The following is a 23371-nucleotide window of genomic DNA, read 5'->3' as shown; positions in this document are numbered from 1 at the left end:
ATTCGCGGCTGGGATGATGGGCGGGGAGTGGATGCAGGGAGAATCATATTAGCTCAGCAGGGTGATGCTATTAGAAATATCACTGGTGGGGTTCAGGGACGAAATGCAGCTACATCAGCAAGGCTTTTTAATGCAGGGGCAACAGGTGCTTTCCGCACTGACGGTGAGTTTGGATCGTATGCCGCTCAAGTAGATGTTGCTATTGGAGCGACAGACGATAGATTTGCTTCGCTTTTTTTTGATGCTTCCTTGATGGTTCCAACTGCAAATGAAAACCGCCCACGTAACCTGTCATTTAATTACATTGTGAGGGCTATGTAACAACATCAATATCAAGAATAAGTGAGGACGCTCAGTATAGTAGAATCTTGCCCCAGCACGAAGGATAAGAGAATGAGTGAAGCTATTTTGAATACATATGGGATCGCATCATCGGCAGGTGAAATCACTGTTTATAACTATGATGCCATCACCCGTGAGTACCTGTCATCAACCGTTGAATATCTTGCAGAAGGCGTGGGCGTGCCTGCCCATTCCTGTACTGATAAACCCGGCAAATTCAAGGCTGGCTTTGCTATTTGTCGTAATGAAGATCTGAACGGCTGGGAGTATGTTGAAGATCACCGTGAAGCAGAAGTTTATAAAACTGATACAGGGGAGAAAATCACTGTTCGGTTTTTAGGAGAGCTTCCAGAAAATACCACCACAATTGCGCCAGAAACTGAATTTGATGTCTGGAATGGTACTGAGTGGATAACGGACATCGATGCAAAAAGAGTTGCTGACGTTCAGGCATTTGAAATGAAAATTCAGGCGCTGATTGATGAGGCTAATGCGGTCATTAATAAAAATAACTGGCCTTCAAAGTTACAACTCAATCGAATGAGCGAAACAGAAACAAGCAAGTTTAACCTGTGGCTTGATTATATTGATGCGCTGAATGCCATTAAACCCTCAGATTTTCCAACTGCGATACTACCTGAGCCGCCCTCAATTTGATAAAGATGATTAAGCCGTCATTATGGACTGACCACATTAAGACGGCTTTTCATTTAAGCTGCACGAACTATGTAATTGAATGCAAGATTTCGCGGGCGATTTTCATTTGCAGTTGGCACTACCCGGGAAGCATCAAAAGCAAAATCATCATTCATATCAACAATAGTCGTACTCTCAGGCCTTCTGCCGCTTCTTACCCCCGAATCGTAAAAAGCACCAGAAAAACTATCAAACGAAACGCCAGAAGAACCACTCACGAAACCTGTAATATTTCTAATAGCATCACCCTGCTGAGCTAATATGATTCTCCCTGCATCCACTCCCCGCCCATCATCCCAGCCGCGAATAAACTCACCGCGTAAATCAGGTAATACGCCAGCCGGATAAACTGCACCTAATTTCGGAAATGTATTTTTATCGAAGGGTGCGCCGTTATATTTTAGCCATCCCTGCGGTGGGTTCGGGAGAGGCCACGGAACCGGTACGCCCACCGGTAGCGCGGAGCCTTCTCCCAAACCAACATTTAGCCAAAGCCAGTATTGAATCAGTTACGTAGCAAATGATTCCAGCATCTGAAAATCATGGCATGCTGTTTACCTTTTAAGAGGTTATTTTTCATGCAAATAGGCTATGTGAGGGTGTCAACAAATGACCAGAACACTGCTTTGCAACGTGATGCACTGGAACGCTCAGGATGTGAGCTAATTTTTGAAGACAAAATGAGCGGAAAAACAGCAGACAGGCCAGGGCTAAAAAGGTTGCTCAGGACGTTATCAGAGGGAGACACGCTGGTTGTATGGAAGCTCGACAGGCTGGGAAGAAGCATGCGACACCTTGTTACCCTGATAGAAGAACTCCGGCAGCGCGGAGTTAATTTCCGCAGTCTGACTGACAGCATAGACACCAGTACGCCAATGGGGCGGTTTTTCTTTCACGTTATGGGGGCACTGGCGGAGATGGAACGCGAGTTGATAGTGGAACGAACCCGTGCGGGACTGGAAGCTGCAAGAGCTAAAGGCAGGATTGGAGGGCGAAGACCAAAACTGACGCCAGAGCAATGGGCACAGGCTGGCAGGTTACTTGCTGCAGGTGAAACACGGCAGCGGGTTGCTTTAATTTTTGATGTGGGGATCTCGACGTTATACCGCAAATATCCTGCGACATTGTGTGATTAACAGGACAACGCCGCACAGCTGTCTGCGTGACGTAATCAATACAACATAGGGCGAAGCCTATTCCAATCAGGAGGTTCGCCGCTATGGCTCAGGATTACCACCACGGGGTGCGCGTTGTTGAAATCAACGAGGGCACCCGATCCATTACCACGGTGAGCACCGCCATCGTGGGCATGGTCTGCACCGGCGATGATGCTGATGCGTCTATGTTTCCCCTCAACAAGCCGGTTCTGCTGACCGATGTGCTGACCGCCAGCGGCAAAGCGGGAGAGTCCGGCACGCTGGCCCGTTCGCTGGATGCGATTGCAGACCAGGCTAAACCCGTGACCGTCGTTGTGCGCGTGGCGCAGGGCGAAACCGAAGCGGAAACCACCTCCAACATTATCGGCGGTGTGACTGCTGACGGTAAAAAAACGGGCATGAAAGCGCTGCTATCGGCGCAGTCGCAGCTCGGTGTCAAGCCGCGCATTCTCGGTGTGCCGGGACACGACACGCAGGCAGTTGCCACTGAGTTGCTGAGCGTGGCGCAGAGTCTGCGCGGGTTTGCCTATCTGTCCGCCTACGGCTGCAAAACGGTAGAAGAAGCAATTGCCTACCGTGACAATTTCAGCCAGCGCGAGGGGATGCTGATCTGGCCTGACTTTATCAACTTTGACACTGTGCTGAATGCAGACGCGACAGCTTACGCCTCCGCCCGTGCGCTCGGCCTGCGAGCCAAAATTGACGAGCAGACCGGCTGGCACAAGACCCTGTCCAACGTGGGCGTGAACGGTGTCACCGGCATTTCCGCTGATGTGTTCTGGGATTTGCAGGACCCGGCAACCGATGCGGGACTGCTCAACCAGAATGACGTCACCACGCTTATCCGCAAAGACGGCTTCCGCTTCTGGGGTTCCCGCTGCCTCAGTGACGATCCGCTGTTTGCCTTTGAGAACTACACCCGCACGGCGCAGGTGCTGGCTGACACCATCGCTGAAGCGCACATGTGGGCGGTGGATGGCGTGCTCAACCCATCGCTGGCCCGTGACATTATCGAAGGTATCCGCGCCAAGCTGCGCAGCCTTAAAACGCAGGGCTACATCATCGGTGCAGACTGCTGGCTGGATGAGTCGGTGAACGATAAAGACTCCCTGAAAGCAGGGAAACTCACTATCGACTACGACTACACGCCGGTGCCGCCGCTTGAAAACCTGATGCTGCGCCAGCGCATCACCGATCAGTACCTGCTGGATTTCTCCAGCCAGGTCAGCGCGTAAGGGGACACCATGGCTTTACCACGTAAGTTAAAACACCTGAACCTGTTCAACGACGGGAACAACTGGCAGGGGATTGTCGAGTCTCTGACCCTGCCGAAATTCACCCGCAAGTTTGAGAAGTATCGCGGCGGCGGTATGCCGGGCGCGGTGGATGTGGACATGGGGCTGGATGACGGCGCACTGGACACGGAATTTTCAATCGGCGGCACCGAACTGCTGTTATTCAAGCAGATGGGCAAGGCAACCGTTGACGGCATCCAGCTGCGTTTCACCGGCTCTATTCAGCGTGACGATACTGGCGAAGTGCAGGCCGTTGAGCTGGTTGTGCGCGGGCGTCATAAAGAAGTGGATTCCGGCGAGTGGAAAACCGGCGAGAGTAGCGCCACCAAGGTCAGCAGTACTAACAGCTACGCGAAGCTGACCATTAACGGTGAGGTGCTCTATGAGGTCGATCTGGTCAACATGGTTGAAATCGTTGACGGCGTGGATCTGATGGAAGAACACCGTAATGCCCTCGGCCTCTGATTAACCTTAACGGCGCGGGCAGCCGCGCCAGTATTTCATTAACAGGATACGAACATGAGCGACAAGCTGACTGAAAAGACCGTAAAACTGGATACCCCCATCATGCGCGGTAAAACTGAAATTACCGAAATTGTGCTGCGCAAGCCGCAGTCCGGCGCACTGCGTGGCACCCGTCTGCAGGCCATTATGGATATGGACGTGGGCGCGATGATGACTGTGATCCCGCGAATCTCCACTCCGACGCTGACCGCGCAGGAAATGGCAGAGCTGGACCCCGCCGATCTGACAGCAATGGCTGTAGAGGTGGTGACTTTTTTGTTGCCGAAGTCGGTGCTTGTCGATTTGCCGACAACCTGACGGTTGATGATCTGGTGGCAGATATTGCCACCATCTTTCACTGGTCGCCGTCCATCACTGACGTTATGCCGCTGACTGATGTGCTGGAGTGGCGGCATAAGGCAATTCAGAGAAGCGGGGCCAGCGATGAGTGATAATAACTTGCGACTGCAGGTAGTTCTGGGGGCGGTGGATAAGTTAACCCGCCCATTTAAAAATGCACATGCTGGCTCTAAGGAGCTGGCATCAGCTATTCGACAAACCCGCGATCAGATTAAAAAGCTGAGTGATGCTGGAGGTCAGCTTAAATCTTTCGATCAACTAACTAAAAGTGTTAGCCGTACTGGTGCCGAACTGGATCAGGCGAGGCTACGCGCTCAAATGATGACGCGCGAAATGTCATCTTTGGAATCCCCGACAAAAAAACAAACGCAGGCGCTGGAAGCTCAGTGGCGTGCTGTTTCACGTCTTGAACAAAAACAGCAACAGGAAACTCGCCAGATGGCGGCAGCCAGGGCTGAGCTTTATCGGCTGGGGTTATCTGCTGGGGGCGGAGCGCGTGAGACGGCACGGATTGCACGAGAAACTGAGCGGTATAACCGACAGTTGGCTGAGCAGGAGCGCAGGCTGCGTGAAGTTGGCGAGCGTCAGCGAAAGCTCAACGCCATCAAAGCCAAGGCTGAAAAGACCCGCGAGTTAAGGAACTCTCTGGCAGGTAATGGTGCAGGGGCGATGGCGGCTGGGGTAACTACTGGCATGACGTTGTTGGCTCCAGTAAAAGCCTATTCAGAATCAGAAAATGCAGCGAATCAGCTCGCCGGCTCAATGATGGGACCGGGCGGAAAGGTAGCGCCTGAATTTGAAAAAATTAACCGGCTTGCAGTTGCTTTGGGCGATAAGCTGCCGGGAACAACGGCCGACTTTCAGAACATGATGACTATGCTACGCCGTCAGGGTATGTCGGCGCAGGTCATCCTGGGCGGCTTGGGAGAGTCAGCAGCTTATCTTGGCGTGCAGTTACAGATGGCTCCCACTGCAGCAGCTGAGTTTGCGGCTAAGTTACAAGATGCTACTCAGACCTCCGAAAAAGACATGATGAATCTGATGGACGTGATCCAGAAAGGATTCTACGCGGGGGTAGATTCAGGAAATATGCTGCAGGGGTTCTCAAAAATCAGCAGCGCGATGGATATTATTCATAAAAAGGGATTGGACGCGGCTAAGACATTTGCTCCTCTATTAGTTATGGCTGATCAGGCTGGTATGGCTGGAGAGTCAGCTGGTAATGCCTACCGAAAAGTATTTCAGTCCGTCATGAATACGGAAAAAGTGAAGGATGCTAATGATGAACTAAAAGGCACTGGCGTTAGGTTCGATTTTACTGATGGAAAGGGGGAGTTTGGCGGGCTGGAGAAAATGTACACGCAATTAGCTCAACTCCAAAAGCTTAATACTGAGAAAAGGTTAGCTACGTTAAAAGGTATTTTTGGGGATGATGCGGAAACGCTGCAGGTGCTAAATATTATGATTACCAAAGGCATCTCAGGGTATCGTGAAACGGCTTCAAAGCTACAAAATCAGGCTTCTCTGCGCGAGCGTGTTGATGCCTCCTTGAATACTCTTGGTAATAAATGGGAAGCCGCTACAGGTTCCTTTACCAATGCTATGGCTAGTATCGGTGAAACAGTTGCCCCTGCATTGAAGAAGCTGGCTGACTGGTTGGGTGAACTGGCTTCGCGTCTGGATGGTTTTGTTAAACGACACCCTCAATTGACCTCTGCGCTGTTTAAGCTGGCAGCAGGCTTTGCCATTGTTGCCACCGCCGCTGGGGTTGTTTCACTGGCACTGGCGTCTGTGTTAGGGCCAATGGCAGTAGTGCGAATGAGCGCAGGGGTGATGGGGCTAAAATTTTCATCTGCATTTGGTCTTATTGGGAAAGCAATAAGTTCTGTTGGCAAGTCAGTTATATGGCTGGGCCGATTGATGTTTGCAAACCCTATACTGGCTGTCATAGGGCTGATCGCCGCTGGTGCTATTTATATCTGGCAGAATTGGGACACTCTTGGGCCAAAGTTCAAGGCCATGTGGGATGCCGTATGTAATGCCACAGGTACGGCATGGGAGGGGATTAAGTCACTGTTCTTTAATTATACCTTGCCGGGATTAATAGCTAAAAATTGGGATGCAATAAAATCTGGCGTTTCTGACGCGTGGGCCAATATCAGACAATCTATTAGTGATAAATGGAATTCGATCCTGGCTGATGTTGCCGCGCTTCCTGCGAAGTTTCAGGACATGGGCAGCGCCATTATTGACAGCATTCTCGATGGAGTTAATGCCAAATGGGAGACACTCAAAAGCAAGCTTTCCTCAGTCACCGATTATCTGCCTGACTGGATGACCGGAAATAATAAAACACAAGGTAAAGCACAGGTGCAGGTGGTTGGTGGAGCAGCAGCTGCTGCCGTTCCGTTTGCCGGGATGTATGACAGTGGTGGGATTATTCCGCGCGGTCAGTTTGGTATTGTTGGGGAGAACGGCCCTGAAATTGTGAACGGCCCCGCAAATGTGACCAGCAGGCGGCGCACTGCCGCGCTGGCTTCCGTCGTTGCAGGTGTCATGGGCGTAGCGGCAGCGCCTGCAGAGGCTGCTCCACTACATCCTTACAGTCTGCCTACTGTGGCATATAAACAAAGCCAGCCTGCGAAATCTGCCAGTGCGCCGCCAGTGATGCACTTTGAGACTCACGCGCCGATCACTATCTATGCTCAGCCAGGGCAGAGTGCGCAGGATATTGCCCGTGAAGTGGCACGTCAGCTTGACGAGCGGGAACGCAGGGCCAGGGCAAAAGCACGCAGCAATTTCAGCGATCAGGGGGGGTATGAATCATGATGATGGTGCTGGGTTTATATGTATTTATGTTGCGCACTGTCCCTTATCAGGAGTTGCAGTATCAGCGCAGCTGGCGACATGCCGCCAACAGCCGGGTGAACCGCCGCCCGTCAACGCAGTTTCTTGGCCCCGATAATGATTCACTGACACTGTCCGGGGTTCTGCTGCCGGAAGTGACCGGAGGCAGGCTGTCATTGCTGGCGCTGGAGTTGATGGCAGAGCAGGGCAAAGCGTGGCCTTTGATTGAAGGCAGCGGAACCATTTACGGCATGTTTGTTATTGAAAGTCTGAGCCAGACAAAGACGGAGTTTTTTGCAAGCGGAATGCCCAGGCGCATTGAGTTTACGATCACCCTCAAACGGGTTGATGAATCGCTGTCTGACATGTTCGGGAGCCTGAGTGACCAGCTCAGCAACCTGCAGGACTCTGCTGCCTCTGCGATTGGGGGGATTAAGAACACGGTAGGAGGATTGCTGCAGTGAACGTTAATTCTGATCTTCTGAATCTGAACAGCAAAAGCCCGGCTTTCAGTATCGTCATTGAAGGTAAGGACGTGACGACCGTGCTGGATACCCGCCTGATGAATCTGACGCTGACGGATAACCGGGGCTTTGAAGCGGACCAGCTTGATCTGGAGCTGGACGACGCCGACGGGCTGATCGCCCTGCCGCGACGTGGGGCAGTGATTCAGCTGGCGCTGGGCTGGAAAGGCCAGCCGCTTTTCCCTAAAGGGGCTTTTACTGTGGATGAAATTGAACACAGCGGTGCCCCTGACCGGCTGACCATCCGGGCGCGTAGCGCAGATTTCCGTGAAACCCTCAATACACGGCGCGAAAAATCATGGCATCAGACAACGGTGGGGGAGGTGGTAAAGGAAATAGCCGCCCGGCATAACCTCAAAATGGCGCTGGGTAAAGACCTGACGGATAAGGCGCTGGATCATCTGGACCAGACCAATGAAAGCGATGCAAGTTTTCTGATGAAACTGGCGAGACAGTATGGGGCGATTGCTTCCGTTAAGGACGGGTATCTGCTGTTTATCCGGCAGGGACAGGGAAGAACGGCGAGCGGCAAGCCGCTGCCGGTTATCACCATCACGCGCAAAGCCGGTGACGGTCATCGGTTCACCCTTGCTGATCGTGGTGCCTATACCGGTGTTATTGCCAGCTGGTTGCATACGCGTGAACCCAGGAAAAAAGAGACAACCAGTGTTAAGCGTCGTCGAAAGAAAACCACCACACCCAAAGAGCCGGAAGCAAAACAGGGCGATTATCTGGTGGGAACGGATGAAAACGTGCTGGTTCTTAATCGTACCTACGCCAACCGGAGCAATGCAGAGCGCGCAGCAAAAATGCAGTGGGAACGTCTGCAACGTGGGGTTGCTTCATTTTCCCTGCAGCTCGCTGAGGGGCGGGCTGATCTCTATACGGAAATGCCGGTGAAGGTTACAGGGTTTAAGCAGCCGATCGATGATGCAGAATGGACCATTACCACCCTGACGCATTCTGTCAGCCCGGATAATGGATTGACGACCAGCATGGAGCTTGAAGTGAAAATAGATGAGTTCGCGATGGAATGATTAGTTCCAAATTGCGAACATTGATGTATCATTATTGCGAACTGGTTAATAATGAGGGCTGATTATTATGATGAATTGTCCTATGTGCGGGCAGGCTGCACATACCCGAAGCAGCTTCCAGGTTTCCAATGAAACCAAAGAACGCTACAACCAGTGCACTAACATCGAGTGCGGGCATACTTTCGTGACGCATGAGACTTTTGTGCGCTCAGTATGCCGTCCTCAAAAAATCAGCGCAGCACCGCCTCATCCAAAAGGTATGCAGGAACAATTTGCTTACTGAACCCGACCCGCCTTTGGCGGGTTTTTTATGGCTGATGAGCAATGTGCAAAGTGGATGAGTGTCGATTTGTTAGCTGTAAACCATTTCGGATCGTCTAAGCATGCTACTTTTTCAAGCATCTGTAACGCCGAGGTGTGCAAGTATGGAGAAGCTATGAGTTCTGGTAAATATTGGATAAGCAATAACTACATTTACGGGCCGAAGGAGTCCGGTCGCTTCTGGATTTCAGGTGGGTACATCTATGGGCCAAGAAATTCAGGGAAGTATTGGATAAGCGGAAACTACATCTATGGCCCCAAGCATGGCGGTAAGTTTTGGATTAGTGGTGGTTATATCTACGGACCTTCTGGGTTGGAACTGCCTTGGTTGTCGTAGCACTGCCGCCATTTTGTCGCCACTAACACCTAAGCAACGCTCTAACTTACTAATTATAAAGCTTACGAATTTCAGGCAACAAAAAACCCATCAACCTTGAACCAAAACGGCGGGGTTGATGGGCTCCACAAATTGGGGACATCAAAGAAAAGCAGTGGCAATAGTTATGACTGACGCCTTGAAGAAAAGTTCTGCTTACCTGCAAAAATTTTTCAATTAAGGGATAATTTCAGCGCTAACCAAGGCCAGGCCAGACAATGACGATGAGTGTCCCCGCTAATGTCAGCAGAACGTTAGCAATCGCGTAGGTCCCGGCATAGCCTAACGCAGGGATGTTGCTGCGTGCGGTGTCGCTGATGATTTCCATTGCCGGAGCACAGGTACGTGCGCCCATCATGGCACCAAACAGCAGGGCACGGTTCATGCGCAATACGTAAGCACCAAACAAGAAACAGATGACAACCGGAACCAGGCTGACTACCAGACCGGCAATCAACATTTGACCGCCGACGGCACCCAGGCCATTACCAATGCCGCTGCCTGCGCTTAAACCGACGCCAGCCATGAATACCATCAGGCCAAACTCTTTCACCATATTCAGCGCACCCTGTGGGATATAGCCAAATGTGGGGTGGTTGGCTCGCAGGAAGCCCAGCATGATCCCAGCGAACAGCAGTCCAGCCGCATTCCCGATGCCGAAGCTGAAATTACTGAACTGGAAGGTGATCATCCCGATCATCAGACCGATGATAAAGAAGGCGCAGAAGGCCAGCAGATCGGTCACCTGACTGTGAATTGAAATGAAGCCGATACGATCGGCAATGGTTTTCACGCGACGAGCATCACCGCTGACCTGCAACACATCACCTTTATTGAGTACGACGTTGTCATCAATAGGCATTTCAATCTGGCTGCGGATCACGCGGTTCAGGAAACAACCGTGGTCGGTCAGTTTCAACTGGGCCAGGCGACGACCAACGGCATTGTGGTTTTTCACCACAATTTCTTCAGTGACGATGCGCATATCGAGCAGATCGCGATCGAACACCTCTTTACCGTTACGGAAGCTGGGATCGAGGCGAGCATGGGCGTCTGGATAACCCACCAGGGCTATCTCATCGCCCATTTGCAACACTGCATCACCATCCGGGTTGGCCAGAATGCCGTTGCGACGGATGCGTTCAATGTAACAACCGGTCTGGCGATAAATACCGAGTTCGCGCAGATTTTTACCATCGGCCCATGCCACCAGTTCAGGGCCAACGCGATAGGCGCGGATCACCGGGAGGTACACTTTACGATTGGCGTCGGTGTCCAGACCTCGTTCACGCGCGATTTGTTGGGCGCTGGTTTGCAGATCCTGATGCTGGAGTTTCGGCAAATAGCGCGCACCAACAATCAGGCTGACCAGACCAATCAAATAGGTGAGGGCGTAACCCAGGCTCAGGTTATCGAGAGCGCTTGAAAGTTGTGTCCCTGTCATTCCTGAATGGCGCAAGGTATCACCCGCGCCGACCAGCACCGGCGTTGAGGTCATCGAGCCAGCCAGCATACCCGCCGTCAGGCCGATATCCCAGCCAAATAGCTTACCCAGCCCCAGCGCGATCAGCATTGCGCTACCGACCATCACCAGGGCAAGCATTAGATAATTTTTCCCATCGCGAAAAAAAATCGAAAAAAAGTTGGGACCGGCTTCGACGCCGACGCAAAAAATAAACAGCATAAAGCCGAGATTTAATGCATCGGTGTTAATACTAAAGTGCTGCTGACCTAATAATAGGGAGACCACTAAAACGCCAATGGAATTACCGAGTTGGACTGAACCCAGACGTAATTTGCCCAGACACAGGCCCAGAGCCAGGACCACAAATAATAACAGGATGTAATTCCCATTTAACAAATCTGCGACGTTTATATTCACGGAGACTAACTTCTTGTTTACTAGTAAGCTATTGAAAGAAATGGCAATTTACGCTAATGTTTTTGCCAGAAATTAAGGGGCGATAGCATCGTACACAGCCCCGAATAATGCAGCATAACAATATATGCGGTTAGTTTAATCTCATTACGTATCAACGGCTATAAGAATCGTGTGGGTGTGTTTTTGGCATGGAATGCCGAGTTACTTTATCTGACTGGACGCCTGCGGGCGAAAAGAGTGTTCGATAGAGAATGTGTCAGGAGGAACGATTGAAACATAAGCAAAGTTGGGCGAGTGCGGTCTGCTGCTTTGTGCTCTTTATTGTGGTGTGTCTTTCATTAACGCTGAACGTGAAAGGGGCATTCAGAGCGGCAGGGCATCCTGAGGTCGGATTGTTGTTTTTTATCTTACCTGGTGCTGCAGCAAGCTTTTTTTCCCATCGTCGGGAAGTGCTCAAACCCCTGCTTGGTGCAATGTTGGCGGCGCCGTGCTGCCTGTTACTGATGCGGTTCGTTTTTATGCCGACGCGTTCATTGTGGCAAGAGCTGGCGTGGTTGTTTAGTGCGGTGTTTTGGTGCGCACTTGGCGCATTATGTTTTTTATTTATCAGTAGCTTATTCAATCAGCATCAACGGCGGAAAAAGAACTGATGACGCCCTCAAGGTGAGGGCGTAGAAACCGCTATCAGGCGAACAGATTCATGTTCTCTTTTGCCCAAGCTTCAAAATCCGTGCAGCCGCCGATGTGTTTTTGATCGACAAAAATCTGCGGAACGGTTTCAACTGGCTTACCTACCGTCTTTTCCAGATCTGCTTTGGTAATTCCTTCAGCATGGATATCAATGTAGCGGAAGTTAAAATCGTCATGCTCACTGCTTAATTTTTCTGCTAATTCTTTTGCGCGCACGCAATACGGGCACCCTGGGCGACCAAAAATAACGGCAAACATCTCTTTCTCCTCGAACTTATCAGGCCGGATGGCAATACTGGTTATGATGCCGCGATTTGTGACGGATGGAAAGCAGGTTCAGCCTGTTGCTTTGATATCCTCAAGCTATATCTGTTAAACACGGCAAGCCGGAACGTTTTATAATGGAAGCCATTTCGCCGGGAGGCCGCGTATGCGCACAATTGGTGTATTACCCAAAAGCGTATTGATGCTGGAAATAATTGGGATGGTTTTGTTATCGCTGGCGCTGCTATCGCTTAACGATTACCTCACCTTGCCCGCACCGCTTAACAGCCCGTTAGCCTGCGTGGTGATGATATTTCTGGGCGTACTGCTGATGCTCCCTGCTGCGGTGGCGTTGATGTGGCGTGTTGCTCAATTGCTGACACCGCAACTGATGTCTCGCGCACCCGGTGATTCAACTGATTCAGACAGAGACAAAAGAGATGACTCCAACCATTGATTTACTTCGCAGCCACCGTTCCATTCGCCATTTTACTGATGATGCCATTTCGGATGCACAGCGTGAGGCGATTATTGCCGCCGCTCAGGGAACGTCAAGCTCCAGTTTTCTACAGTGCACGACGATCGTTCGCATAACGGATAAATCCCTGCGTGAATCACTGGCTACCTTATCTGGCGGCCAAAAGCATGTGGCTCAGGCCGCTGAGTTCTGGGTGTTTTGCGCTGATTTTAACCGTCATTTGCAGATTTGCCCTGACGCGCAACTTGGGCTGGCGGAACAGCTGCTGCTGGGCGTGGTTGATACTGCAATGATGGCGCAAAATGCATTGACGGCGGCAGAGTCGCTGGGACTTGGCGGCGTGTTTATTGGCGGTTTGCGTAACAATATTGAGCCGGTCACCGAACTGCTGAAGCTTCCGCAACATGTTCTGCCGCTCTTTGGATTGTGCCTCGGCTGGCCTGCAGATAACCCGGATATCAAGCCGCGGCTGCCCGCGTCGCTTGTGGTGCATGAAAACCAATACCAGCCACTCAACAGTGATGTGTTGGCGCAATATGATGAGCAGCTCGCGCAGTACTATCTGACCCGAGGCAGCAATACCCGCCGCGACACCTGGAGCGATCATATTCGCCGTACCATCATTAAAGAAAGTCGCCCCTTTATCCTGGAATATTTGCATAAACAGGGATGGGCCACGCGCTAAAGATTTTAACCCAGTGTATGATACGCCAGCTTTTACCAGGTCATTCAGAGAGGTGCAGGGTGAAAATTGCCATTTTGTCCCGGGACGGAACGCTCTATTCTTGTAAACGCCTGCGTGAAGCGGCGATGCAACGCGGTCACCAGGTTGAAGTTATCGATCCCCTTTCTTGCTATATGAACATCAGCCCGGCGGCATCTTCTATTCATTACAAGGGCCGTCAGCTTCCCCATTTCGACGCGGTGATCCCGCGGATTGGTTCCGCGATTACCTTTTATGGGACGGCGGCGCTGCGCCAGTTTGAGATGCTGGGTAGCTATCCGTTGAATGAATCGGTAGCGATTACGCGAGCGCGCGATAAGCTGCGTTCGCTACAGCTGCTGGCGCGTCAGGGAATTGATTTACCCATCACAGGAATTGCTCACTCTCCGGACGATACCAGCGACATGATTGACATGGTTGGCGGTGCGCCGTTGGTGGTGAAACTGGTTGAAGGCACCCAGGGGATTGGCGTGGTGCTGGCGGAAACGCGGCAGGCTGCAGAAAGCGTGGTAGATGCGTTTCGCGGGGTGAATGCCCATATCCTGGTTCAGGAATATATCAAAGAAGCGAAGGGTCGCGATATCCGCTGTTTCGTGGTGGGCGATGAAGTAGTGGCCGCCATTGAACGACGGGCTAAAGAGGGCGATTTTCGTTCTAATCTCCATCGCGGTGGTGTGGCGACTATTGCGAGTATCACGCCGCGCGAAAGAGAAATTGCGCTCAAAGCCGCCCGGACGATGGGCCTGGACGTTGCAGGCGTTGATATTCTGCGCGCTGATCGAGGGCCACTGGTCATGGAGGTCAACGCGTCTCCGGGGCTGGAAGGCGTGGAGAAAACCACCGGAATAGACATTGCCGCGAAAATGATCCAGTGGATCGAGCGCCATGCTACTCCTGAATTTTGTCTTAAAATCGGCGGCTAAGCGCAATATCGATTGCGATCGTGGTATGACACGCTCTTTTTGCGTAAGCTGTGCCGGTATTTTTTTCATCAATAGAGGTCGCACATTATTATGACATCACTGGTCGTTCCCACTCTGGATACGTTGCGTCAATGGCTCGACGACCTGGGCATGAGTTTTTTTGAATGCGATACCTGTCAGGCGCTGCACTTGCCACACATGCAGAATTTTGACGGCATCTTTGATGCAAAAGTTGATTTGGTCGATAACGTCATTCTGTTTTCTGCGATGGCGGAAGTCAGACCTTCTGCATTGCTGCCACTGGCCGCCGATCTGTCTGCGATCAATGCCAGTTCACTGACGGTGAAAGCGTTTCTGGATATGCAGGATGATAATCTGCCAAAGCTGGTGGTTTGCCAGTCTTTATCCGTTACGCCGGGCGTAACCTTTGAGCAGTTTAAATGTTTTGTTCGCCAGAGCGAAGAGCAAATATCGATGGTGATCCTCGAAGCCGGAGCGCATCAGCTGTTATTTAATGCTGAAGAAGATGCGCAAAACAGTACCGCTGAAATTCATTTCCTCCATTAATTCTTCCTGAATCTGGACATATATTGCGCAGCCGCTGCCAGAGCGGTTGCGTATTGCCTGTTTTTATTCTGTATTTAACCTTTCATTAAAGAATTATTCACCTCGATTCAGCGCCTTCCGCTTTATGTCATAGACAATTCCTGCATAAAAAATTGATAAAAGACGTTTTTTAATCTGGGCTATATCCACAATTCCTGGCTAAAGTTATTCTTGCGAAGCTTACCAACGTCATCATTTAAACAGCCCCTTGTGACCTGTCCTGTGGCCACAATGTGTGTTGAATGCATAGGCGGATGCCAGCGAGCAACAGCGGCATGAGGAGAGGTCTCTCTTTTCATCGGTGCCGCATGAAAGAATATGCACGTTTCTTGCATATCATTAGAGTGTGACATTTTTGTTCGTTTGTTAACGAACTTTCAGAAGGAAAGAGATTATGACCGCCTTAAATAAAAAATGGTTATCAGGCCTGGTTGCGGGTGCTCTGATGGCCGTCTCTGCCGGCACGCTCGCTGCTGAACAAAAAACGCTGCATATATATAACTGGTCTGATTATATTGCCCCGGACACGGTGGCTAATTTTGAAAAAGAGACCGGAATTAAAGTTATCTATGACGTATTTGATTCCAATGAAGTACTGGAAGGTAAGCTCATGGCTGGCAGTACCGGCTTTGACCTTGTCGTTCCTTCTGCCAGCTTTCTTGAGCGTCAACTGACTGCGGGCGTATTCCAGCCGCTTGATAAGAGCAAATTGCCGGGCTGGAAAAATTTTGATCCTGAACTGCTGAAGTTGGTGGGTAAACACGATCCGGACAACAAGTTCGCGATGCCGTATATGTGGGCTACGACCGGTATTGGCTATAACGTGGATAAAGTCAAAGCGGTGCTTGGGCCGGATGCGCCGGTTGATAGCTGGGATTTGATCCTCAAGCCAGAAAATCTGGAAAAACTCAAAAGCTGCGGCGTCTCTTTCCTCGATGCGCCCGAAGAGGTGTTTGCCACGGTGCTGAACTATTTGGGTAAAGACCCAAACAGTACCAAAGCGGATGATTACACCGGGCCAGCAACCGATCTGCTGTTGAAGCTGCGCCCAAATATTCGCTACTTCCACTCCTCGCAATATATTAACGACCTGGCAAACGGTGATACCTGCGTCGCGATTGGCTGGGCAGGGGACGTATGGCAAGCGGCAAACCGTGCGAAAGAAGCGAAAAATGGTGTCAATATCTCCTTCTCAATTCCTAAAGAAGGTGCAATGGCGTTCTTTGACGTATTCGCGATGCCTGCCGATGCGAAAAACAAAGATGAAGCCTATCAGTTCCTCAATTACCTGCTGCGCCCTGATGTGATTGCGCATATTTCTGACCACGTGTTCTATGCCAATGCCAACAAAGAAGCGACAGCACTGGTCAGCCAGGAAGTTCGTGACAACCCGGGCATTTACCCGCCTGCGGATGTTCGCGCCAAGCTGTTCACACTGAAAGTACAGGATCCGAAGATCGATCGTGTACGTACCCGCGCATGGACGAAGGTAAAAAGCGGGAAATAAACCGATGTTTGGGACATGACCCGGCAGGATTTTTGCCTGCCGGGCAGCGTTGAGCCCGGACACATATAACCCGGCAATACGCACCGTTATGGTGCGTTATTTGCACCGTTTCTTTGTTTTATGCCGGAGAGCACCTGAGTGAATGATGCAACCCCACGCCCACAAGCGAAAATCCGCAAAGCGCTGACCCCGCTACTTGAAATTCGCAATCTGACCAAGTCATTTGACGGTCAGCACGCCGTTGATGACGTCAATCTTACTATCTACAAAGGTGAAATATTTGCTCTGCTCGGCGCGTCCGGCTGTGGCAAATCGACTCTGCTACGGATGCTGGCGGGATTTGAACTGCCGACCACCGGGCAAATCATGCTTGATGGCGTCGATTTAGCGCATGTCCCGCCTTATCTGCGTCCGATTAATATGATGTTTCAGTCCTATGCTCTGTTTCCGCACATGACGGTGGAGCAGAACATTGCCTTTGGCCTCAAGCAGGACAAGCTGCCGAAGGCTGAAATCGCCAGTCGGGTGAATGAGATGCTGGGACTCGTGCATATGCAGGAGTTCGCCAAACGCAAACCGCACCAGCTTTCCGGCGGTCAGCGTCAGCGTGTGGCACTGGCGCGCAGCTTGGCAAAACGTCCAAAACTGCTGCTGCTGGATGAGCCGATGGGAGCGCTGGATAAAAAACTCCGAGACCGCATGCAACTGGAAGTGGTGGATATCCTCGAACGCGTCGGGGTGACCTGCGTGATGGTGACACACGATCAGGAAGAAGCCATGACGATGGCGGGACGTATTGCGATCATGAACCGTGGCAAATTTGTCCAGATCGGCGAGCCGGAAGAGATCTACGAACACCCGACTACGCGCTACAGCGCAGAGTTTATCGGTTCGGTAAACGTTTTTGAGGGACTGCTAAAAGAACGCCAGGAAGATGGTCTGGTGATTGAGTCTCCTGGACTGGTGCATCCGCTGAAAGTGGACGCCGATGCGTCTATTGTCGATAACGTCCCGGTATACGTTGCGCTGCGCCCGGAGAAAATCATGCTCTGCGAAGCCCCTCCGCCAGAGGGTTATAACTTCGCGGTAGGCGAAGTGGTACACATTGCCTATTTGGGCGATTTGTCGGTGTACCACGTACGTTTGAAAAGCGGCCAGATGTTGAGCGCCCAGCTACAAAATGAGCATCGTTATCGCAAGGGATTACCAACCTGGGGTGACGAAGTCCGTTTATGTTGGGATGCGGACAGCTGTGTGGTGTTGACGGTTTAAGGAGCGAAGATGAGTACACTTGAACCTCCGGCACGCGTGGATAAAGCAGGGCGATTCACGCTGTTTATGTCGCGGCTGCAAATGAAGCACGGGCGCAAGCTGGTGATCGCGCTGCCGTATGTGTGGCTATTGCTCCTGTTCCTGCTGCCTTTTCTGATCGTCTTCAAAATCAGTTTGGCTGAAATGGCGCGCGCTATTCCTCCCTATACGGACCTCGTTTCATGGGCTGACGATCAGCTATCCATCACGCTCAACTTAGCCAACTTCCTGCAGTTAACGGACGATCCGCTCTATTTCGATGCCTACCTGCAATCGTTACAGGTGGCGGGAATTTCGACAATCTGTTGCCTGCTGCTGGGATACCCGCTGGCATGGGCCGTTGCGCACAGTAAACCCTCAACGCGTAATATTCTGCTGTTGCTGGTGATCCTGCCGTCCTGGACCTCGTTTTTAATTCGCGTATATGCCTGGATGGGGATCCTAAAAAACAACGGCGTGCTGAACAACTTCCTGATGTGGTTGGGCGTCATCGACCAACCGTTGACGATTTTGCACACCAATCTGGCGGTCTACATCGGTATTGTTTACGCCTATTTGCCCTTTATGGTGCTGCCGATTTATACCGCGCTGACCCGTATCGATTACTCGCTGGTGGAAGCGGCGCTGGATTTAGGTGCCCGGCCGCTGAAGACCTTCTTTAGCGTGATTGTGCCGTTGACCAAGGGCGGCATTATCGCCGGGTCAATGCTGGTGTTTATTCCCGCTGTTGGCGAGTTTGTGATCCCGGAACTGTTGGGCGGCCCAGATAGCATCATGATTGGTCGCGTGCTGTGGCAGGAGTTTTTTAATAACCGCGACTGGCCGGTGGCTTCTGCTGTCGCCATTATTATGCTGCTGCTACTGATTGTGCCGATCATGTGGTTCCACAAATATCAGCAAAAAAGCGTGGGGGAACACGGATGAATAACTTACCGGTCGTTCGCTCGCCGTGGCGTATTTTTATCCTGGTAGTGGGCTTTACCTTCCTGTATGCGCCGATGCTAATGCTGGTTATCTATTCGTTTAACAGCTCGAAGCTGGTGACGGTATGGGCGGGGTGGTCAACACGTTGGTATGGCGAGCTTTTCCACGATAGCGCGATGATAAGCGCCGTCGGCATGAGCTTAACGATTGCCGCGGGAGCTGCAACGATGGCGGCAATTCTCGGTACCATCGCCGCCGTGGTAATGGTGCGCTTTGGTCGTTTTCGTGGTTCGAATGGTTTCGCCTTTATGATTACCGCGCCGCTGGTCATGCCGGATGTTATTACCGGTTTGTCGCTGCTACTGCTATTTGTTGCGTTGGCTCACGCCATCGGCTGGCCGGCGGATCGCGGCATGCTGACCATCTGGCTGGCGCACGTCACTTTCTGTACAGCATATGTGGCGGTGGTGATTTCTTCACGCTTGCGCGAACTGGATCACTCCATTGAGGAAGCGGCGATGGATCTCGGCGCCACGCCGCTGAAGGTCTTTTTCGTCATCACCCTGCCGATGATTATGCCGGCGGTGATTTCCGGTTGGTTATTAGCCTTCACGCTGTCACTCGATGATCTGGTTATTGCCAGCTTTGTTTCTGGTCCTGGCGCCACAACGTTACCGATGCTGGTGTTCTCCAGCGTACGTATGGGGGTAAACCCGGAGATCAACGCCCTGGCGACACTGATCCTTGGTGTGGTAGGAATTATCGGATTTATCGCGTGGTATCTGATGGCGCGAACAGAAAAACAACGGATCCGCGATATCCAACGTGCAAGACGCGGCTGAAAAAACTAAAATCTGCCAACCTGTCTATACGGCGCAGCTGTGGTGGTTGCGCCGTTTTCATGGAAGACGACGCGTTGGGATTTTTTAAGAAATCATCCACATCACATGCTCGCTTAAACGTCCCTGCTTTGGTGCAGGTGGCGGCGCTGGCTATTATCATGATCCGCTGTCTCGATCTGTTGATGATTTTTAATACGCTTGGGTTTCGTGGAACCAGTGAGTTTATTCATCGCAGTGTGCAGACCTGGAATTTGACGCTGGTGTTTCTGGGCAGTCTGGTGCTGCTATTTATCGAAATTTACTGCGCATTTTCGCTGGTAAAAGGACGGAACTGGGCACGCTGGATCTATCTGTTGACCCAGATTATCGCCAGCGTCTATCTGTGGGCGGCTTCGCTGGGCTACGGATATCCCGAACTGTTCAGTATTGCGGGGGAGTCCAGACGCGAAATCCTGCATACTCTGGTAATGCAAAAACTGCCGGATATGCTGGTATTGCTGCTGCTGTTTGTTCCTGCGTCCAGCAGGCGGTTCTTCCGTTTGCAATAACGTGTATAATCTTGGCCCCCGGTTAATTTGTAGGTCTTTGTATGCAGTGCGCACTATATGACGCCGAACGCTGCCGCTCCTGTCAGTGGATAACACAGCCTGTCGCCGATCAACTCTTCGAAAAAACAGCCGATCTGCAGAATCTGCTGGCCGAGTATCCGGTCGGAGAATGGTGCGCGCCGGTCAGTGGTCCGGAAAGCGCGTTTCGTAATAAAGCCAAAATGGTAGTCAGCGGCAGCGTGGAAAAACCGCTTCTGGGAATGCTGCATCGTGACGGTACGCCTGAGGATTTGTGCGACTGTCCGCTCTATCCTGAGTCTTTTGCGCCCGTATTTGCCGCGCTTAAGCCGTTTATCGCTCGGGCGGGGCTGACGCCCTATAACGTGGCGCGCAAACGCGGGGAGCTGAAATATCTGCTGTTAACGGAAAGCAGATTCGATGGCGGTATGATGCTGCGTTTTGTCCTGCGTTCTGACGCAAAACTGGCACAGCTGCGCGCGGCGCTACCCTGGTTGCAGGCACAACTCCCACAGTTAAAAGTGATCACTGCCAATATTCAGCCGGTGCATATGGCGATCATGGAAGGGGAGACAGAAATCTTCCTGACGGAACAACAGGCGCTGGCGGAACGCTTTAACGATGTGCCGTTGTGGATCCGCCCGCAGAGTTTCTTCCAGACCAATCCGGTGGTAGCGGGGCAATTATATGCCACGGCGCGTGACTGGGTGCGTCAGCTTCCGGTTAATCACATGTGGGATCTGTTTTGCGGCGTCGGGGGTTTTGGTCTGCACTGTGCTACACCGCAAATGAAACTGACGGGGATTGAAATCGCGCCAGAAGCGATTACCTGCGCGAAGCAGTCAGCGCAGGAGCTTGGGTTGCAGAATCTGCATTTTCAGGCGCTGGATTCAACCCAGTTTGCTACCGCTCAGGGCGAAGTACCTGACCTGGTGCTGGTGAATCCGCCGCGTCGGGGGATTGGAAAGCCGCTGTGCGATTTTCTCTCCCGCATGGCACCGCGTTATATCGTTTATTCCAGCTGTAATGCGCAAACCATGGCGAAGGATATTCGTGAGTTGCCTGGGTATCGCATTGAACGCGTCCAGCTTTTCGATATGTTCCCACACACTGCGCATTATGAAGTGCTAACGCTGCTCAGCCGACAATAACTGCCATGCCTGATGGCGCTTCGCTTATCAGGCCTACGGAGATATTCAGGGCTGTAGCAATGTAGGCCGGATAAGGCGCTTGCGCCGCATCCGGCAAATGCAACATGCGAAAAAAAAAGCCCGTACTTTCGTACGAGCTCTTCTTAAAATATGGCGGTGAGGCGGGGATTCGAACCCCGGATACGTTGCCGTATACACACTTTCCAGGCGTGCTCCTTCAGCCACTCGGACACCTCACCATATTGTATTGCTGCCTGACCGCTTGGGGGGCAACGGGGCGCTACTATAGGGAGTTGCGCTAAAACGGTCAAGCAGAATTTACGTGTTAACTCTCGTTTGGTTACGCAATATACATATTCCTCCGCCCAGGCAGGCGCGGAGGAAAGGATTAGCGCTGAGAGTCCAGTTTTTCGCCGCTGGTCACGACTTCCTGAGCTTTGCTGTAGCTTTCGATCAGCAACTGATAAGCCGGGAAGACTTTGGTATACACTTCCGCCCATTCGGCGGCGTCTTCACGGTTCCAAGTGCCCTGAATTTCAGAAGCGACTGCGGCGGTATCCATCGGCACGACGCCAGCCTGAACAACACGAGCCAGGGTGATTTCCTGCGCCATTTTGCTGTAAGTACCGGAAGCGTCGATCACTGCGAAGACCTTATAGCCTTCCGCAACCGCGCTGATAGCCGGGAAAGCCATGCACACGCTGGTAATTGTACCGGCGATAATCAGCGTTTTACGACCCGTTGCTTTGACCGCTTTCACGAAGTCTTCGTTATCCCAGGCGTTGATTTCGCCTTTACGCGCCACGTATTGGGCATGCGGCGCATTGGCGTGGATCTCAGGGATCAGCGGGCCGTTAGGTCCCTGCGGCACGGATGCCGTGGTAATCACCGGCATCTTCGCCAGAGTCGCCATTTTAGCCAGCGCGGCGGCGCGCGCACGCAGTTCTGGCATTGGCATGTCGCCGACGGTCTGGAACAGCCCGCTCTGATGATCGATAAGCAGCATGACGGAATCATTCACATCGATGACCGGACGTGAACCATTAAAGTTTGCAGGACTGGACATATTCTTCTCCTTCGATTCAGATTTGGCCAAAGCGGCCGGAGTTAAAATCGCGTACGGCTTCAGCGATTTCTTGTTTCGTGTTCATTACAAATGGACCGTAACCTACAATCGGCTCGTTCAACGGTTCTCCAGAAAGCAGCAGCACGCTGGCGTCGCTGGAGGCTTCAATATGCAGCGTTTTCCCCTGCTGGCTCAGCACCACCAGTTGCGCTTCGCTGGCAGACGTAGTGCCGTTTACGGTGATATTCCCTTTCAATACCACCAGGGCAGTGCTCCATCCTTCCGGCTGGGACAACGTGAGCTGATGATTACGTTGCACACGCATATCCCAGACGTTCAGCGGCGAGAAGGTATGTGCCGGGCCTTTTGTATCCTGATAGCTGCCCGCAATCACACGAACGCTCCCTGCTTCATCAGGCAGGGCGACAGTGGGGATCACATCGCTGCTGATGCCCTGGTAACCCGGAACGGCCATTTTGTCTTTTGCTGGCAGATTGACCCACAGCTGTACCATTTCCAGTTCGCCACCCTGACGGGTAAATTCAGGTGAATGGAACTCTTCGTGTAATATTCCTGCTCCTGCGGTCATCCACTGCACGTCCCCGGGGCCGATAATGCCGCCGCGACCGGTTGAATCACGGTGTTCAACTTCGCCGCTGTAAACGATGGTCACCGTCTCAAAACCACGGTGAGGGTGTTCACCTACGCCGCGTTTTTCGTTACCCGGCGTAAACGTATGTGGACCGGCGTAATCCAGCAGCAGGAACGGACTTAGCTGTTCAGCATGAGACTGGTAAGAAAACATCGAGCGAACCGGAAATCCATCGCCAACCCAGTGTGGGCGAGGTGCGGTGTAGACGCCTGTTACTTGTTTCATATGTGTCTCCTCTGTGGCGTAATCTTGATGTAAATAAGCTTATATTCATGACAGCGAGCTGAGTAGTAGCTAAAATAGCCCTCACTGTCTCATTAATAGGA

The 23371-nt window shown here is 51.8% G+C and carries 27 protein-coding genes, 1 tRNA gene and 1 pseudogene; 23 read left to right on the top strand and 6 right to left on the bottom strand.

Features of this window, described 5'->3' with window-relative positions:
* Nucleotides 1-321, top strand: a pseudogene (locus tag OGY09_RS04540) (phage tail protein); the annotation flags it as partial.
* Nucleotides 322-393: 72 nt separating this feature from the next.
* Nucleotides 394-999, top strand: a complete 606-nt coding sequence (locus OGY09_RS04535) for a tail fiber assembly protein (RefSeq protein WP_079893915.1) — start codon at nt 394-396, stop codon at nt 997-999.
* Nucleotides 1000-1052: 53 nt separating this feature from the next.
* Here the strand turns inward: OGY09_RS04535 and OGY09_RS04530 are convergent, their stop codons facing one another.
* Nucleotides 1053-1514 carry a phage tail protein gene (locus OGY09_RS04530; RefSeq protein ID WP_079893914.1) on the bottom strand — a complete coding sequence of 154 codons (462 nt, stop codon included), beginning with the start codon at nt 1512-1514 and terminating at the stop codon, nt 1053-1055.
* Nucleotides 1515-1616: 102 nt separating this feature from the next.
* On the opposite strand from OGY09_RS04530, the gene OGY09_RS04525 reads away from it, so the two are divergent.
* The 10 genes from OGY09_RS04525 to OGY09_RS04480 all read left to right on the top strand — a co-directional run bounded on the left by OGY09_RS04525 (nt 1617) and on the right by OGY09_RS04480 (nt 9420).
* Complete coding sequence (locus OGY09_RS04525; RefSeq protein ID WP_053264365.1) at nt 1617-2174, top strand: recombinase family protein; 558 nt, start codon at nt 1617-1619, stop codon at nt 2172-2174.
* Between the two features lie 83 nt (nt 2175-2257).
* Nucleotides 2258-3430 (top strand): phage tail sheath protein, encoded by a 1173-nt coding sequence (locus OGY09_RS04520; RefSeq protein WP_045334072.1) that lies wholly within the window; start codon nt 2258-2260, stop codon nt 3428-3430.
* A gap of 9 nt (nt 3431-3439) precedes the next feature.
* Nucleotides 3440-3955 (top strand): phage major tail tube protein, encoded by a 516-nt coding sequence (locus tag OGY09_RS04515; RefSeq protein WP_032266119.1) that lies wholly within the window; start codon nt 3440-3442, stop codon nt 3953-3955.
* Nucleotides 3956-4009: 54 nt separating this feature from the next.
* Nucleotides 4010-4312 (top strand): phage tail assembly protein, encoded by a 303-nt coding sequence (locus OGY09_RS04510; RefSeq protein ID WP_032266118.1) that lies wholly within the window; start codon nt 4010-4012, stop codon nt 4310-4312.
* 14 nt (nt 4313-4326) lie between these two features.
* Complete coding sequence (locus tag OGY09_RS04505; RefSeq protein ID WP_000763315.1) at nt 4327-4446, top strand: GpE family phage tail protein; 120 nt, start codon at nt 4327-4329, stop codon at nt 4444-4446.
* A complete protein-coding gene (locus OGY09_RS04500) occupies nt 4439-7183 on the top strand; it encodes a phage tail tape measure protein (protein WP_150344847.1) in 2745 nt (914 codons plus the stop codon). Before OGY09_RS04505 ends, OGY09_RS04500 begins: the two co-directional genes overlap by 8 nt.
* On the top strand, nt 7180-7665 hold the full coding sequence (locus OGY09_RS04495; RefSeq protein WP_000980407.1) for a phage tail protein: 486 nt from the start codon (nt 7180-7182) through the stop codon (nt 7663-7665). The genes OGY09_RS04500 and OGY09_RS04495 overlap by 4 nt, the downstream gene beginning before the upstream one ends.
* Nucleotides 7662-8762, top strand: coding sequence for a phage late control D family protein (locus OGY09_RS04490; RefSeq protein WP_150344848.1), 1101 nt, complete (start codon nt 7662-7664; stop codon nt 8760-8762). The genes OGY09_RS04495 and OGY09_RS04490 overlap by 4 nt, the downstream gene beginning before the upstream one ends.
* Nucleotides 8763-8829: 67 nt before the next feature.
* Entirely contained in the window at nt 8830-9045 is a 216-nt protein-coding gene (locus OGY09_RS04485; protein ID WP_058842448.1) for an ogr/Delta-like zinc finger family protein, read from the top strand.
* 27 nt (nt 9046-9072) lie between these two features.
* Nucleotides 9073-9420, top strand: a complete 348-nt coding sequence (locus OGY09_RS04480; RefSeq protein WP_150344849.1) for a hypothetical protein — start codon at nt 9073-9075, stop codon at nt 9418-9420.
* Between the two features lie 235 nt (nt 9421-9655).
* Here OGY09_RS04480 and OGY09_RS04475 read toward each other — a convergent pair whose 3' ends face one another.
* On the bottom strand, nt 9656-11341 hold the full coding sequence (locus tag OGY09_RS04475) for an aspartate:alanine antiporter (protein ID WP_003831652.1): 1686 nt from the start codon (nt 11339-11341) through the stop codon (nt 9656-9658).
* A 269-nt stretch (nt 11342-11610) separates the two neighbouring features.
* On the opposite strand from OGY09_RS04475, the gene OGY09_RS04470 reads away from it, so the two are divergent.
* Nucleotides 11611-11991: an inner membrane protein YbjM gene (locus tag OGY09_RS04470; protein WP_003035356.1), complete on the top strand. Its 381-nt coding sequence runs from the start codon at nt 11611-11613 to the stop codon at nt 11989-11991.
* A 34-nt stretch (nt 11992-12025) separates the two neighbouring features.
* On the opposite strand, the gene OGY09_RS04465 is transcribed toward OGY09_RS04470, so the two are convergent.
* Nucleotides 12026-12289: a GrxA family glutaredoxin gene (locus tag OGY09_RS04465; RefSeq protein WP_003035358.1), complete on the bottom strand. Its 264-nt coding sequence runs from the start codon at nt 12287-12289 to the stop codon at nt 12026-12028.
* Nucleotides 12290-12461: 172 nt separating this feature from the next.
* Here OGY09_RS04465 and OGY09_RS04460 point away from each other — a divergent pair, with 172 nt between their 5' ends.
* The 10 genes from OGY09_RS04460 (at nt 12462) to rlmC (ending at nt 21327) form a co-directional block, all read left to right on the top strand.
* Nucleotides 12462-12752 carry a DUF1418 family protein gene (locus OGY09_RS04460; protein WP_032942814.1) on the top strand — a complete coding sequence of 97 codons (291 nt, stop codon included), beginning with the start codon at nt 12462-12464 and terminating at the stop codon, nt 12750-12752.
* Entirely contained in the window at nt 12736-13458 is a 723-nt protein-coding gene (gene nfsA / locus OGY09_RS04455) for a nitroreductase NfsA (protein WP_008784243.1), read from the top strand. The genes OGY09_RS04460 and nfsA overlap by 17 nt, the downstream gene beginning before the upstream one ends.
* A 59-nt stretch (nt 13459-13517) precedes the next feature.
* On the top strand, nt 13518-14420 hold the full coding sequence (gene rimK / locus OGY09_RS04450) for a 30S ribosomal protein S6--L-glutamate ligase (protein WP_032942816.1): 903 nt from the start codon (nt 13518-13520) through the stop codon (nt 14418-14420).
* 90 nt (nt 14421-14510) lie between these two features.
* Nucleotides 14511-14987, top strand: a complete 477-nt coding sequence (locus tag OGY09_RS04445) for a type III secretion system chaperone family protein (protein WP_032942817.1) — start codon at nt 14511-14513, stop codon at nt 14985-14987.
* A 433-nt stretch (nt 14988-15420) separates the two neighbouring features.
* The gene (gene potF / locus OGY09_RS04440) at nt 15421-16533 is read left to right on the top strand and encodes a spermidine/putrescine ABC transporter substrate-binding protein PotF (protein ID WP_032942819.1); all 1113 of its coding nucleotides are present in this window, start codon (nt 15421-15423) and stop codon (nt 16531-16533) included.
* 138 nt (nt 16534-16671) lie between these two features.
* Nucleotides 16672-17805, top strand: coding sequence for a putrescine ABC transporter ATP-binding subunit PotG (gene potG / locus OGY09_RS04435; protein WP_008784245.1), 1134 nt, complete (start codon nt 16672-16674; stop codon nt 17803-17805).
* A 9-nt stretch (nt 17806-17814) separates the two neighbouring features.
* A complete protein-coding gene (potH, locus tag OGY09_RS04430; protein ID WP_003831667.1) occupies nt 17815-18768 on the top strand; it encodes a putrescine ABC transporter permease PotH in 954 nt (317 codons plus the stop codon).
* The gene (potI, locus tag OGY09_RS04425) at nt 18765-19610 is read left to right on the top strand and encodes a putrescine ABC transporter permease PotI (RefSeq protein ID WP_008784246.1); all 846 of its coding nucleotides are present in this window, start codon (nt 18765-18767) and stop codon (nt 19608-19610) included. The genes potH and potI overlap by 4 nt, the downstream gene beginning before the upstream one ends.
* A gap of 59 nt (nt 19611-19669) precedes the next feature.
* Nucleotides 19670-20158 (top strand): YbjO family protein, encoded by a 489-nt coding sequence (locus OGY09_RS04420; RefSeq protein WP_003035378.1) that lies wholly within the window; start codon nt 19670-19672, stop codon nt 20156-20158.
* A gap of 41 nt (nt 20159-20199) precedes the next feature.
* Entirely contained in the window at nt 20200-21327 is a 1128-nt protein-coding gene (gene rlmC / locus OGY09_RS04415) for a 23S rRNA (uracil(747)-C(5))-methyltransferase RlmC (protein ID WP_032942821.1), read from the top strand.
* 151 nt (nt 21328-21478) lie between these two features.
* Here rlmC and OGY09_RS04410 read toward each other — a convergent pair.
* From OGY09_RS04410 to OGY09_RS04400, 3 genes are all read right to left on the bottom strand, one after another.
* Nucleotides 21479-21566: transfer RNA gene (locus OGY09_RS04410), tRNA-Ser, on the bottom strand.
* A 149-nt stretch (nt 21567-21715) separates the two neighbouring features.
* A complete protein-coding gene (locus tag OGY09_RS04405) occupies nt 21716-22393 on the bottom strand; it encodes an isochorismatase family protein (protein ID WP_003831673.1) in 678 nt (225 codons plus the stop codon).
* Between the two features lie 16 nt (nt 22394-22409).
* Nucleotides 22410-23270 (bottom strand): pirin family protein, encoded by an 861-nt coding sequence (locus OGY09_RS04400; RefSeq protein ID WP_008784250.1) that lies wholly within the window; start codon nt 23268-23270, stop codon nt 22410-22412.
* Between the last annotated feature and the right edge of the window lie 101 nt (nt 23271-23371).

Origin of the sequence: Citrobacter sp. Cpo071, assembly GCF_030332765.1 — a bacterium.
Taxonomy (GTDB): Bacteria; Pseudomonadota; Gammaproteobacteria; order Enterobacterales; family Enterobacteriaceae; genus Citrobacter; species Citrobacter portucalensis.
Note: the sequence above shows the minus strand (reverse complement) of the source record. Positions and strands in the feature narration are given on the sequence as shown.